The organism is Cohnella cholangitidis (genome assembly GCF_014107495.1).
GTDB classification, from domain to species: Bacteria; Bacillota; Bacilli; order Paenibacillales; family Paenibacillaceae; genus Cohnella; species Cohnella cholangitidis.
This window is the reverse complement of sequence record NZ_CP041969.1, coordinates 5629351-5643101: the sequence shown is the minus strand read 5'-3', so window position 1 is coordinate 5643101 and position 13751 is coordinate 5629351. Positions and strand designations below refer to the sequence as shown.

Sequence of the window (13751 nt, the reverse complement as noted above, 5' to 3'; positions counted from 1 at the left end):
ATTTCCCTCCTAAGCAACCATGGTGCCGGCCTTTTCGTTAGCGGAGTTCCGCGCGCGTTTCGTCTCCCGATTTTTCCAAAGATAGAACATCAAGCCGATGACGACGACGGAACTGATGCCAAGAGCCCACACTACGCCCGGTCCGTAAGAGAGATTCAATTTCCTTAGCACGTAATACGCCGCAAAGACGAAAAACTCGTTAATGATCGGCGCCCAGATCGACTTATACCATTCGAACATGAGACTGAATATAAGGGCTCCGAGCGACGCGTAAATCGTCAGCGGAACGTCCCAGTTGAAGAACAAGCCGCCGTAGATGATCCCCGTCCCCAGAACCGAAACCCAGACGGGCATCGCCGATCTTAGAACGTTAAAAATGAGCGCGCGGAAATAAATTTCTTTATAAATGGAATGGATGATCAAAAACAATAAATAAACAGGCACGATCGTAGTCGTCAAATAGACGGTCAATTGCTCGAATTGAGGATAATTGTCTCTGAAATAAGGAATTTCGAAGAAGCATTGAACCCATACGCCCATCGCGATTCCCAATATGGAAATCAGAACCCCGTTCTTGACGGACATGCGCGTGAAATTGCTCGCTTTGATCAGATTTTTCTTATTCACCCATTTCATGACGTAGAAATAAATGACGAACGCAAGAATATCGTAAGGAACGAATCCGATGACGTTATTTTGCCCGAGCCAAGTCGATATCGAATCGATGCCCATAATATATTGATTCCATACGATGAAGATGAAAGGGTAGTAGAAAGCCGCGTATACGAACGTCCATAACAACAAGTTTCCGGTCATTTTCAAGACGGCCGCTTTCGTGTCGCCTTTCCATACGGACACCAGCAACGAGATCATAAAGAAAAGACAGAATCCGGAAACAAACATCAGAATATGATCCGGAATCGTCTCGATCGACTCTTGTACGCCGTACTCCCTTGTTACGAAGATGACGGTGTTCATCACTGCGGCCCCTATCAACGAGGACCAGATCGACTTTAAGCGGTAATAGAGAATCCCGTAGACGAGCGCCAGGAAAAACGCCATCACTTGTATGCTTGGATTCGGTTGGGCATATCCGTAAAAGACGGCTTGCAGCAGCAGCGCCGCAACGAAAGGCAAGCTTTTGCGCATGATGTTGAACAGCAACCCCCGGAATAATACTTCCTCGAATAAGGGACCGATGATCGACAATCCGATGATCGTGACGATGAAAGATTCCGAATTCATAAACATGGCGACATAGTTCTCGAAGTCGGGGAACCCGTCGATAATAAACGACAGCTTCATGAAACAAATAAAGAAGACGCCCAAGAACAAACCGATTAAGGCGGAAATCGTCACGTCGATTTTGTTCATTTTCGAAAAATTGCTTAATTGGACAATGCTCTCGTAATTTTGTTTCGCGATTCGTTTCTTTACTTGGAAATAAATCACGTAGAGAACCGACGTTATCAAAAACATCATGGTGATCCAGATAGCAGATTTTTCCCTACGAATTGTCCGTAAGCACCCGAATTCGGTACGAGAATATTGTTGTGAACGATGGATACCCCCAAAAAGGTACCCAGCAGCAACGCGACTTCCCCGGCCATTAACAAATATTTTTTCATCGTCTTCTCCCTCTCGAATAATAATCGCTTGCGATAGGACTATAGGATGCCGATCATTTCTAGCTCCGCTTGTTGCAACAACTGCTCCCGTTCCGCTTGTTCTACTTTTTTCGTCAGCAGGATCGAACGAAGACTTTCGAAGACGTCCTTCATTTGCATGGACGTCGGCGATTGACCGATGCGCTCGCACTCTTGCCGGATTCGTAATATCGTCTTGTATGGTTCGACAACCCCGTTCTCGTACTGATCCGGATTGTCATTATGATTTCGCGTAGAGACTGCGATCGATAAACAAACGTCGATAAATGCGGGCCTCAGCTGCTTCAATTCAACGATTCGTTGGAAGTCGTCAGCCTCATCCCAGGAATAAGCCCGAATATTGCGCGCCGTCGTTCGGTTCAGCTTCTTGAGAATCGTATTCGGCCCTAGCTCCACCGCGTACGAAATTCCTTCTTGCTGCATGTATCGAACCGTTTCTTCCCAACGAACCGGATGCGTCAGCTGTCGCGACAGCAGTTCGACTACGTTCGCCGCCCCCTGTTCGTAGGGCAACGCGGTCACGTTCGAAATGACGGGACTGGTTGGATCGCGCATCTGGACCTGCATAAGCTTCTCTCTCAAACGATCCGCGGCCGGAGCCATGAGGGCCGTGTGAAACGGGACGTTGGAATGGATCGCGATCGCTTGCCCGCCAAGCTCTCTCAGCGCGTCCGACACCGTGCCGACAGCTTCGCTATAGCCGGCTATCACGACTTGATCGGATGAATTGTAACAAGCAATCGAGACCGTACCCCCTACCGGGTCCATGCGCTCGCATTGCTCTTTCACCCGCTCCGCCGACAGATGTTTGATTGCCGCAATGGCGCCCCCGGCTTCGGGGACCGCGTCTTCCATCGCTTCGCCTCTAAACCATACGGCTTTAACCGCGTCTTGCAATCGGAAGACGCCCGCGCAAGTTAAAGCCGATAACTCTCCTAAACTATGGCCTGCCATCAAGCTTGGCTTTACGCCTACTTCGTGCATGAACACTCGGCAGGCCGCCACGCTGCAGACGAATATCGCGGTCTGCGCATAAGCGATACTCGTCTGCTCCCGGAAGCCGGTCTCGAAACACATCGTCGCCAAATCCAGCTTGAGCGCGTCTTCCGCTTCGCCGAAAGTCTCTCTTACGATCGCATACCGTTCATAGAAAGACTTAAACATGCCGACGTACTGAGAGCCCGTTCCCGGAAAGATCAACGCGACTTTACCGATCATACCGTCCCCCCATCCCGCGCAGCCGACACTTTACGGTCGCTGCTATATTGGCTGACGAACCAACGGGTTAATTTTGCGTATCCTTGAATGAGCTGCATGACTTTCTCCTTGCGCAATCGTCTGCCGTTGTAATCGCAGAACAGTACGATCTGATTCGTTGCGATTCGGTAAGAAACAATCAGATCGAAGCTTTCCGTTGCCCGGGTTTGAGCCGCGTAAAGATCAGCGTCGTATATCAATGCGGAAATCCTCTTCTCCGGCGGAGAAGGCCGTTGCTTCGCAACATCGCTCCATTCGAAACCGTTGCCTGACTTCAATATGTCATCTTTTACACGCGCAAACGTTTGCGCTAAAGACGAAAAATGACCAATTTGCCGAAGATCGACCTCTACCGGATAAATTTTCTGATCGGATACTCCCACGTTAATCCCATTGTCGAACTTCTTGGTCACTTGGGCGAAAAGATAGGCGTAGAGCGCAAAGAGAATCGGTTCCAATCCGCCGTTCAGCTCGTTGCCCGCTCGGATTAAATCCTTCGAAACCGTTTCGTCGAGCTGGATTTTGAAAGCCGTCCCTGTCTCTTGGAGCTCCTGGCCGCCGGAGAAAAACTCGCCCGGCAATTCGATATACGCCAACGACGTTTCCGATTCGGATCCCGCGCGGATAGGAGCGAGAAACTCGGCGAGCTTCTCGATCGTAGGGTAGGCAAACAAATCGGTGACCTTCACTTTACCCGGATATTCGCCGTCCAACATCGCATGCATGCGGAGGAGAAGCAACGAATGGCCTCCGATATCGAAGAACTGGTCGCGTATGCCGACCCGGTCTACGTTCAGAAGCTCCTTCCATATCCCGGCCAGCTTCTCTTCTATTTCGTTCTGCGGCGCGACATAGTCTTGATTCGATTGCAAGTTCAGTTCCAGCTTTGCCAACGCGTTGCGGTCCGCTTTGCCGCTTGCGGTCAACGGCATGGCATCTACTCGCGTATACGAGGAAGGAATCATATAATCCGGCAGCAAGCGCGATAGATTTTGCCTAACGGCAGCGGCATCCAGCTCTTGTCTCGATACGAAGAAAGCGCATAATTTCTTATCCCCTTGCGGCGTGTCTTTCACGAGCACGACCGCTTCGGCGATCTCTTTGTTTCGCAGCAATCCCGCTTCGATCTCTCCAAGCTCGATCCGGTAACCGCGAAGCTTCACCTGGTGGTCCAACCTGCCCATATACTCGATGTTCCCGTCCGGAAGCCATCTCGCCAAATCCCCCGTTCGGTACATGAGCGTTCCCGGCGCGAATGGATTCGACACGAACTTCTCCGCCGTCAGCTCCGGGCGATTCATATACCCTCGCGCCAACCCGACGCCAGCGATGCATAGCTCGCCGGGAATACCCGCAGGTTGCAAACCATTGTGCGAATTCACGATAACCAGCTGAATATTGGCAATGGGTTTGCCGATCGGAATCGCATCGGCCTGATCATCGGGCACGCAGTCGTAATAAGTAACATCGATCGCCGCTTCGGTCGGCCCATACAAATTAATCAGCTTTGCCGCGGTTGCCATGCGAGTCCGAAACAGCTCATAAAATCGATTGGCTTGTTGAATCGGCAAAGCCTCTCCGCTTGCGAACACTTGCTTCAAGCTTGCTAAGCTTGAGACTGCCGAATTTTCGAGGTCCGCCCGCCTCTCGAGATAGTCAAGGAAGAGATGAAGCATGGAAGGGACGAAATGCATTGTCGTCACTTTGTAACGCCCGATCGCCTGAACGATTTTGTCGGGATCCTTTTCGCCGCCGGGTTCCAAGAAACAGACGGTTGCACCCGCTAAGCTCCACCAGAACAGTTCCCAGACGGATACGTCGAACGTAAACGCCGTTTTCTGCAAAATCACGTCACCCGGGCCGATGGGGTATTGTCGCTGCATCCAATGGATTCGATTGGCTACGGCGCGGTGTTCGATCATGACTCCTTTCGGATTTCCGGTCGATCCCGAAGTGTAGATCATATAAGCCAAGTCGCGCGGCGAAGCCTCCTGCGGCAAGTTCGAGGCATCGCCTTCAAAATGAGACGGGTCGTCTAAACGGATCTTCATCCCGGAATAAGTAATCCGTGGCGCAAGCTCAGCCATCCATCGCTCCTGCGCGAGCAAGATGACGGCCTCGCTGTCCTTGAGCATATAGTCGATCCGATCGCCCGGATTTTCGGGAGAGACCGGCAAGTAGGCGCCGCCCGCTTTGGATATGGCCAGAAGGGCGATCATCATCTCGGGCGAACGTTCGGCAATAACCGCGACAATCCGGTCTCGCCCCGCCCCGTTCTTGCTTAACACGCGAGCCAATTGGTTCGCTTTCGCATTTAACTCCGCGTACGTCAAACGGGTATGCCCATAGAGGAGCGCAACCCCTTCCGGCCGAAGCTCCGCTTGGGCTTCCACCCACTGATGAAGCGTCTCGTTCGACGGAAAATCGTATGCGGTATCGTTGAATTCCCGTAAAATCCGGTGCCGTTCTTGCGTCGATATCATTTCGATATCGCCGATCCGCTTATGCGGATCCGTCAATACGCTGGAAATGATCGCTTGGAAATGCGAAATGAAACGTTGGACCGTCTCGGCCGTAAATAATCTTGTGCAATATTCGAAATGGCAAGAGAGCGTGTCGGCTTGCTCGACGACTTCCAACGCGAGATCGAACTTAGCGTGCGAATGCGGCATCGTTACCCGCTCCAACTTAATCCCGTCGAGCTTCAGATCGGGAATATCCATGTTCTGCATGACGAACATAACGTCGAACAAGGGATTACGGCTCAAATCGCGATTCACTTGCAAGTTGCCGACCAGCTCTTCGAACGGATAATCCTGATTGTCGTACGCATGAATCGCGTTCGTCTTCAGTTCTTGCAAGAACTCTTGGAACGTTTTATCCGCGGATGGATAATTCCTGAACGGGATCGTATTGACGAACATTCCGATCAAGCCGTTCACGTCCGTATGGGATCTTCCCGATACCGGCGATCCGACGACGATATCCTCTTGGCCGGAATACTTGGCGAGCAGAACATTGAACATCGCCAGCATGACCATGTACATCGTCGTTTTCGAATCCCCCGCCATTTTTTTCAGGGCATGGGTTTGTTCCGCGGTTAAGCTGAATGGCAGAAGGTTGCCCTCGTACGATTTGACGGTAGGCCTTTTGAAATCCGTGGGAAGATTCAACGCAGGCACGCCGTCGGCGAATACGTTCAGCCAGTATCGCTGTTGTTTAAGCAGCGGCGGGGCCGTTAATTGCTCCTTTTGCCAAGCCGTATAATCTTTGTATTGCACATGCAATGCGGGAAGCTCTCTTCCCGTATACAGCTCGACGAATTCCCGAACGAGAACGCCCATTGACACGCCGTCGGATACTAGATGATGCATATCGAATAAGATCAATTGCCTTCCATCCGCCCGTTCCTTCAGACCTGCCCGCATTAAAGGAGCGCGGTCGAAATCGAACGGACGAATGAATTTCTCGAGCGTCTCTTCCATACTCGCTATATTTCCATCGAAAGATTCGAGTCGAAATGCGGTCTGTTCATGGATCATCTGCATAGGAACGCCGTCAACGAGATCGAAAGTCGACCGCAAACTCTCATGTCTGGCGATGAGCGCGTGAACCGCTTGTTCGAATCGAATAGGATCGATAGTTCCCTCGGCAACGAATGCGACCGGAAGATGGTAGGTTGTTCCGATGCCTTCGAATTTGTTCAGAATATACAGACGGTTTTGCGCGGATGACAACGAATAATAATCCCGGCTCTTCGTTGGAACGATCGGAGCGAGAATGCTTTCCGTTCGATTCTCCAAGCGCATCGCCAGCTCTTTAATCGTCGGAGAACTGAAAATCTCGCTCAAAGTTAATTCGATCCGAAGCTTTTTATGCACGGTTTGCACGAGCTGTGCCGCCTTAAGCGAATGACCGCCTAACTCGAAGAAATCATGATCGATTCCGATGCGGTCCGCTTGAAGCACGTCTTGCCAAATCTCAGCCAGGGCAATCTGCAACCGGCTTTCCGGCGGCATGAACGGTTTGCTTAACATCATTTCCGCTTGTCGCCGGCCAATGCTTTGCGGTCCGCTTTACCGCTGGAAGAGAGGGGCATACGATCGATTCGCGCGAAATGAGCGGGAACCATATATTCGGGCAATCGCTTGTGCAGGAACGAACGGATGTCTGCCGCATTCAATTGCTGCAGACCTACTAGATAAGCATATAACTCCGTATTCCCGTCCTCTTCGGTTTTGGCGATTACTACAGCCTCTTGAATAGCATCGTGCTGCAACAGATGATGCTCGATCTCGCCTAGTTCCATCCGATAGCCGCGAACTTTCACTTGGTGGTCGAGTCGCCCTAAATATTCGATGTTGCCGTCGGAACGCAGCTTCGCCAAATCGCCCGTGCGATACATTCGCGCTCCCTGCTGCAACGGATTCGGCACGAATTTCTCAGCCGTCAGCTCCTGTCGGTTCAAATATCCTCTCGCCAAGCCGACGCCGCCGATGCACAACTCTCCCGGAATTCCATGGGGTAACAATCGGTTGCGGCTATCGACGACATACAACTGCGTATTGTCGATCGGTTTGCCGATCGGAACCGAGCTTAACGCTTCTCCTGCCGAACAATCGAAATAAGACACGTCCACCGTCGCTTCCGTAGGACCGTACAAATTGATTAACTTGGTGCCGTAACGTTCGTGAAGCAATACGTTAAACCGCTCTACATGCCGCAGCGGCAAAGCTTCTCCGCTTGCGAACACATAGCGTAAGCTCTGCAAGGCTTCGATCCGTCCCGGATTGTCTTCGATGTAAGACAAAAACAAATGCAGCATGGAGGGCACGAAATGCATCGTCGTGACGCCGTTTCTCTCGATTGCCTTCACGATCGTTTCCGGATCCTTCTCGCCTCCCGGAACGAGAAAATGTACCGACGAGCCGGATTGCGCCCACCAGAAGAGCTCCCATACCGACACGTCGAACGTAAACGCCGTTTTCTGCAAGATGACATCGCGTTCGTTCAGCGGATACGCCTTTTGCATCCATTCCAATCGATTGATGACCGAACGGTGCTCGATCATGACCCCTTTCGGGTTACCGGTCGATCCCGAAGTGTAAATGACGTACGCCAAATGATAAGGCTCGGTTACCGTCGCGAGGTTAGCGGAATCTCCTGCGTATATATTCTCGTCATCCAAACGAATGAGTTCGCCATCGAAAGGAATAGCGTCGAACCTATCGTCTTTGACTAGCAGCCACTTTGCTCCGCTATCTTCGAGAACGTAACGGATACGTTCTGCCGGAGTTTCCGGCGCTATCGGCAAGTAGGCACCCCCCGCTTTCAAAATAGCCAATATGCCGACGATCATGGCCGGAGAACGGTCTACGGAAATCGGTACGATGTTATCCGGCTTCACTCCCCGTTCGCGAAGCAATCGAGCTAGCTGATTCGCCCTGGCGTTCAATTGTCCGTATGACAATTCCGTGCGATCGAATGCTACGGCGATTTTATCGGCTCTCTCTTCTGCTTGCTCTTCAACCCATTGATGCACAAGGCGATGCTCGGAGAATGGCACCGCGGCCGGATTGCATTCCATCGATTGCCGTTGCTGTTCCTCGGGAGTAAGCAGCATCAAATCTATCAATTTCGTATTCGGCCGTTCGATTACTTGCTCTAACAAGCGAACAAAGTGGGCAGCGAACCGTTCGATCGTCGTCCGATGGAACAAATTCGTATTATATTCCCATACGAACTCCCATTCCGATAAACCATGCATGAAGATGTCCAGCTTAATGTCCAGCTTCGCCGTTCCGCCTGGCAGCGGATAATTCGTAACGGACATCTCCCTTAAAGCGACTGTTGTTGCAACGTCCAGCTGATTATGCAAGATGACCATCGTATCGAATAACGGGTTGCGGGACCGAGACGTCGTATAGTTCGTTAGCGATACGATATCTTCAAAAGGCATTTGCTGATGTTCGAAGTCTTCGACGATCGCTTGGTGCGTGTTACGGATATAGTCGGACCAGCTCGAATCGGAATCGATTCGGAAACGAACCGGAATATAGTCGATAAAAGCTCCCATAACCGACATCAGATCCGCATGATTCCTGCCGGCCGCCAGAGCTCCTACGATCAGGTCATCCTGACGCGCATACTTGTGAAGCAATAAGGAATATACCGACATTAAGAACGCATACGCCGATACCTTTTCCTCCTGAATCCGATTGAGTACTCGGATGGATAGAGGCTCCGGAATAGGAAGCCGTATCGTATCCCCGTCGAATGTTCTTCGCTCGGGTCTCTTAAGGTCGGTAGGCAAATCTAGCGTCGGCAAATCCGAATGCAACCGTTCGGACCAATACTCGGCTAGCCGACGTTTCTCTTCATGCCGGGGCGCATTATCCAGCCACACCGCGTAATCGCGGTACTGCAAGGAAGGCCGCGGCAATTCGATTCCTTGATACAGTTGAAACAGTTCGTTAAGCAAGAGATTTACGGATATTCCGTCAGAACAAATGTGATGTATGTCTAGGAGAAGGATGTGATAGGGTACGCGATAGTGCACTGAGATGAGGGTACTGCGAACAAGAGGCAAGTTGTGTAGGTCAAAAGGTCGTATGAGTCGTCTTAATAGTTCCGTTAAATTCCGGTCGTCCGTTGTCAATCGTTCCAACGGGACATCCGCGCTAGGATGAATGATTTGCCGCACATTGCCTTCGATCATCGCGAATGACGTGCGTAACGCTTCGTTCCGGCTAACGATTTGTCGTAAACATCGTTCGAGCCTATCCGCATCGACTGCCCCTTCGAGTTTTAACGCGAAAGGCATATTGTAGGCCGTTCCGGTCCCGATGAATTGTTCCTGAAGATACATTCTCCGTTGCGCCGGAGACACCGGATCATGCGCTGCCGCCTCCGCACTCTCGATCGAAACGTAGGGAGTGGCATCGGAATGGCGAATGTAATGTGCAATGGAGCGGATTGTGGCATTTTCGTAAAAGTGCTTAACGGGAATTTCCACCTGAAAATGTTTATGAATGTGAGCGATAAGCATCGCGGCTTTCAGAGAATCTCCGCCGTGATCGTGGAAGGAATCCGTTATTCCGGCCGCGTTTCCCATAACGCTCGACCATAGCGATGACAGCTTGCGTTCCACCTCGTTATGCGGACCTTCGTAGCTTGAATCCATTCGACTATTCATCATGCCGCGATACTTTTCGATACCCTCTTGGAAGTCGCCCCTTGTATATTGTTCCGCCAATTTGTATCGCTGCGGCTTGCCGCTCGTCGTTTTGGGTATTTGTTTGATCGGAATGACGCAGGCCGCGGTTACTCCCGTACTCCTGCTCAAATGCCTTCTTAGCTCCCATGCGATCGAAGCAAAAGCTTCGTCCTTGCCGCGATATTGGAGGAAAACAACGATTTCGTCGGTCCCTAACTCGTCGCTAGCCACGCCGCAAATCGCGATTTTGCCGAGTTCAACTCCTTCGACTTCCTCCGCCGATTGTTCCAAATCATGAGGGAAATAATTACGGCCGTTGACGAAGATAATGTCCTTTTTCCGCCCCGTAATGACCAATCTGCCTTCCCGCATAAATCCGATATCGCCGGTTTGCAACCATCCGTCATTGGAGATTAAACGTTTCGTGGCTTCTTCGTTACGGTAATAACCTCTAGTTACGTTGTTCCCTTTGATTTGAATGTTGCCGATATAGTGATCTGCTAGCGGTGCATCCGTATCATCGCATATTCGTACCTCGCAGTCGCTGACGGGATATCCTACATCGACGAACGCTACGCTTGTTGCGCCGTCCGCTTGACCATACGCGACCTCAGCTCCGACTCCGATTGACTTTCGCTCGATATGAACGGCTTGAAGCTCCTCTTCTATCGGCGGGAAAGTGACGGCCAAGCTGGCTTCCGCCATTCCATAAACGGGAAACATCGCATTTCTGGGTAGACCATACCGCTCCATCCGCGTTAGAAATTCGTTCGCTAATTGCACGGATATTGGTTCGGCGCCGTTAAAAATAAATTTGATGGAGGATAAATCCCATTTGTAGTCCTCTTCGGGCTTGAGATGATTTAACACATGCTTATAGCCGAAGTTAGGAGACGAAATCTGGGTGACGCGGTATTCGTCCGCTTTGCTTAACCAAAGATGGGGTCTCATTAAGAACAATCTCGGCTGCATGATCCATTGATCCATCGAACCGGCAAGAGGCGCTAAATGAAACCCGATCAACCCCATATCGTGAGTCAGCGGCATCCAACTAAGCGATCTGTCGCTCGGAACGGCATTCGAACAAGTCAATATAGCGTCAATGTTCGTTAATAAATTCCGATGGGTAAGAATAACTCCCTTGGGGTCTCCCGTTGAGCCCGACGAATACTGGATGAATGCTATATCGTCAGCTTCGGCGGAATATACGGCAGCCTTGTTGGAATAATCATGCCCGAAGGAGTCCGTATCCCACAAGAGCTCCGTAAATTCCGCCGCCGGTCGGCCGAGTTCGCCCTGCTCGTTCTGTTCCTCGAACGATTTGCGCAGTTCCGGAGATGCGATCAAATACGGCCTGCCGGAAAGTTCCCAAATTCGCGTAACCTTCGAGCGATGTTCGGCGGTTGTTCCCACGGTGATAGGTACCGGAATTATGCCGCCTTGCAAGCACGCCCAGAAGAATACGAGAAAAGGATGCGGCTCTTCGATTTGGAACAGCAGAAGATCTCCCGCTCTCATGCCTTTTTGTTGCAATTGATAAAGAATGGAGTTGGCTTGTTCGTAAAGTTGATGATACGGCACTCTTCGATCCTTGTTTTTTTCGACAAAAACAATGCCTTTATCCGTTCGGCTAGCGGATTCAAAAGCTTCGTTAAGATTATGATATCGTTTCGTCACTCTATTCCTCCTCGATCTCATTCCTTTGTTCAAACGTTTGCACAATAAGCAAAAAAAATCCGCGGTCGCGATTACTTTTCTTATTTATACCAATTTAGAGCCGCTATTCGCGACAAACAAAAATGATACAAATCAGATATAATAGGAATTAATTCGGCTAAATTTTGTGAGATCTGTATTGTATCACTGGATTCATAGTTTTCTACATAGTCATTTTGACCTATTAAAACACAGAAAGAATAGACTAATAGTCCCGATTAGTACTTATACATACGATGATTTTGTCGATTTTTTTAAGTGAAATAAAATCCAATAACTTACAATATGTTTGGAATATAATGTTATATGATTGTACTTACCCATTTCTATTAAATTGGGCAGGAGAGTTGAGCATGAAAGTCTATCTCATTCGAATTGATCATCAATACCACGCGAGTCTCATCAAACGGTTATCGATCTTCGTATCCAAGACTCGGATGGATAAAGCGATCAGGTTTAAAATGCTCAATGACTTTAACCGTTCTATTGCCGGCGAACTACTCGTCAACTATATCCTTATGACCCATTACGGCATCTTGGAACGAGATTTAGAGTGGGGTTATCGGCATTCCGGCAAACCTTATCTGATTTCCCATCCCCATCTGTATTTCAATCTCTCGCATGCGGAAGATTACGTAACTTGCATTTTCGATAGCAGCGAGATCGGCATCGATATCGAGTACATGCGGGATTTCGAATATTCCAGCATAGCGAACAGGTATTTCACGCGTAACGAAAACGCCTTTGTATCTGAACAAGGCGACGAAAACAAATTAACGGCGTTCTATCGAATTTGGACGCAAAAAGAAAGCTATCTCAAAGCGACAGGCTCCGGACTGTCTACCCCCCTCGATTCGTTTGAAATTCAGTTCCCGGAGGCAACCGGAACGAAAGTGCAAACGTCCGATCGGACATGGTTTCTCCATTCGATGCAACCCGAACCCGATTATATGTTATCCGTATGCCATTCGATCCCGATTGACGAACTTTCCGCGATCCGGCTTTCATTGGAAGAAATCGCTGCTTTCTTTTCTACTTAACGGGGAGCTTCCCGATGCTGTGCGATCTCATTCCGTCAACGCGTCTTCAAGAGCACCCCCTATTGTATTCCGTGCAAGGCATCGATTATACGCAAAAAAAGGTTAGCTTTTTTTGCTAACCCCGTATTCTTGCATATTCACCATACATATTTATCCAAAACTTTATAAATTTTTTATCAAGATATAAATCTTTGTATATCTCTTTTACCATTTTCAACCTTTTTGTTAAGTGAATTTTTCACATGAAAATATTCACTTTAAAGGTCTATTTATGTCGAAAAAAATAAACGGCGGATGCACCGGGTGTGGCTGCTTTCCCTAAACCCGATGAAGCGCTTCGAGAGCGGACTCCTCATCCGGCAAGAAAAACACCTGGTTCCCCTTGTTGCATTCGTAGATAAAGTCTTTTAAGCTCTTGCTCGAATAGCCGTCGAAATTCCCGACGATCGCAAGCTTCACCTGATAGTTCGTATACTTCTGAAGAATCTCGCCCGCCAGGCGTGTACTTAAATCGAAGAACGCCTCCGATATATTCGCATGACGGAGGAGCAGTTTGTGACACCCGTCATTATAGCTCACCGTCGCCATCAAATCGAGCGCTCCCTGGACATCTTCGATAAGCAATTGATCGCTATCGATCACCGCTACGCTGGAGTTTCCCTTTTGGTCTACGCGTACGTTCATTCCTTCCCCTCCATACCTAGTTATAAATGATTGATATCCAATATATCACATTTCGATTTTCATTGTCCGATTGAGCGTCCTTCTATCGATGGAGGCTTTCCTTTTCGAATAAAGCATCGCTTTCGACTATGAGATCGATGGGTGCTGCGAAAATCGTTTTATGGAACCACA

Annotated in this window: 7 protein-coding genes; 1 reads left to right on the top strand and 6 read right to left on the bottom strand. The window is 49.6% G+C overall.

Translation table 11 applies throughout. The annotated features are described in order from the left end of the window. Nucleotides 1-9 precede the first annotated feature (9 nt). The 5 genes from FPL14_RS25770 to FPL14_RS25750 are packed head-to-tail and all read right to left on the bottom strand — an operon-like array spanning nucleotide 10 to nucleotide 11817. The gene (locus tag FPL14_RS25770; protein ID WP_182300405.1) at nucleotides 10-1473 is read right to left on the bottom strand and encodes a type II CAAX endopeptidase family protein; all 1464 of its coding nucleotides are present in this window, start codon (nucleotides 1471-1473) and stop codon (nucleotides 10-12) included. A 5-nt stretch (nucleotides 1474-1478) separates the two neighbouring features. Beyond that, the gene (locus FPL14_RS25765; RefSeq protein WP_182300404.1) at nucleotides 1479-1628 is read right to left on the bottom strand and encodes a hypothetical protein; all 150 of its coding nucleotides are present in this window, start codon (nucleotides 1626-1628) and stop codon (nucleotides 1479-1481) included. A gap of 39 nt (nucleotides 1629-1667) precedes the next feature. Beyond that, nucleotides 1668-2885, bottom strand: coding sequence for an ACP S-malonyltransferase (gene fabD / locus FPL14_RS25760; protein WP_182300403.1), 1218 nt, complete (start codon nucleotides 2883-2885; stop codon nucleotides 1668-1670). Then, nucleotides 2882-6964 (bottom strand): non-ribosomal peptide synthetase, encoded by a 4083-nt coding sequence (locus tag FPL14_RS25755; RefSeq protein ID WP_182300402.1) that lies wholly within the window; start codon nucleotides 6962-6964, stop codon nucleotides 2882-2884. The genes fabD and FPL14_RS25755 overlap by 4 nt, the downstream gene beginning before the upstream one ends. After that, nucleotides 6961-11817 (bottom strand): non-ribosomal peptide synthetase, encoded by a 4857-nt coding sequence (locus tag FPL14_RS25750; RefSeq protein WP_182300401.1) that lies wholly within the window; start codon nucleotides 11815-11817, stop codon nucleotides 6961-6963. The genes FPL14_RS25755 and FPL14_RS25750 overlap by 4 nt, the downstream gene beginning before the upstream one ends. Before the next feature lie 392 nt (nucleotides 11818-12209). On the opposite strand from FPL14_RS25750, the gene FPL14_RS25745 reads away from it, so the two are divergent. Beyond that, the gene (locus FPL14_RS25745) at nucleotides 12210-12896 is read left to right on the top strand and encodes a 4'-phosphopantetheinyl transferase family protein (protein ID WP_182300400.1); all 687 of its coding nucleotides are present in this window, start codon (nucleotides 12210-12212) and stop codon (nucleotides 12894-12896) included. 318 nt (nucleotides 12897-13214) lie between these two features. On the opposite strand, the gene FPL14_RS25740 is transcribed toward FPL14_RS25745, so the two are convergent. Then, a complete protein-coding gene (locus FPL14_RS25740) occupies nucleotides 13215-13580 on the bottom strand; it encodes a DUF4180 domain-containing protein (RefSeq protein ID WP_182300399.1) in 366 nt (121 codons plus the stop codon). Nucleotides 13581-13751: the final 171 nt, after the last annotated feature.

What these genes read in the sequence shown, in the direction of transcription:
- FPL14_RS25765 (WP_182300404.1), bottom strand. Translation starts at nt 1,628, where the DNA reads ATGAAAAAATATTTGTTAATGGCCGGGGAAGTCGCGTTGCTGCTGGGT.
- fabD (WP_182300403.1), bottom strand. Translation starts at nt 2,885, where the DNA reads ATGATCGGTAAAGTCGCGTTGATCTTTCCGGGAACGGGCTCTCAGTAC.
- FPL14_RS25755 (WP_182300402.1), bottom strand. Translation starts at nt 6,964, where the DNA reads ATGATGTTAAGCAAACCGTTCATGCCGCCGGAAAGCCGGTTGCAGATT.
- FPL14_RS25745 (WP_182300400.1), top strand. Translation starts at nt 12,210, where the DNA reads ATGAAAGTCTATCTCATTCGAATTGATCATCAATACCACGCGAGTCTC.
- FPL14_RS25740 (WP_182300399.1), bottom strand. Translation starts at nt 13,580, where the DNA reads ATGAACGTACGCGTAGACCAAAAGGGAAACTCCAGCGTAGCGGTGATC.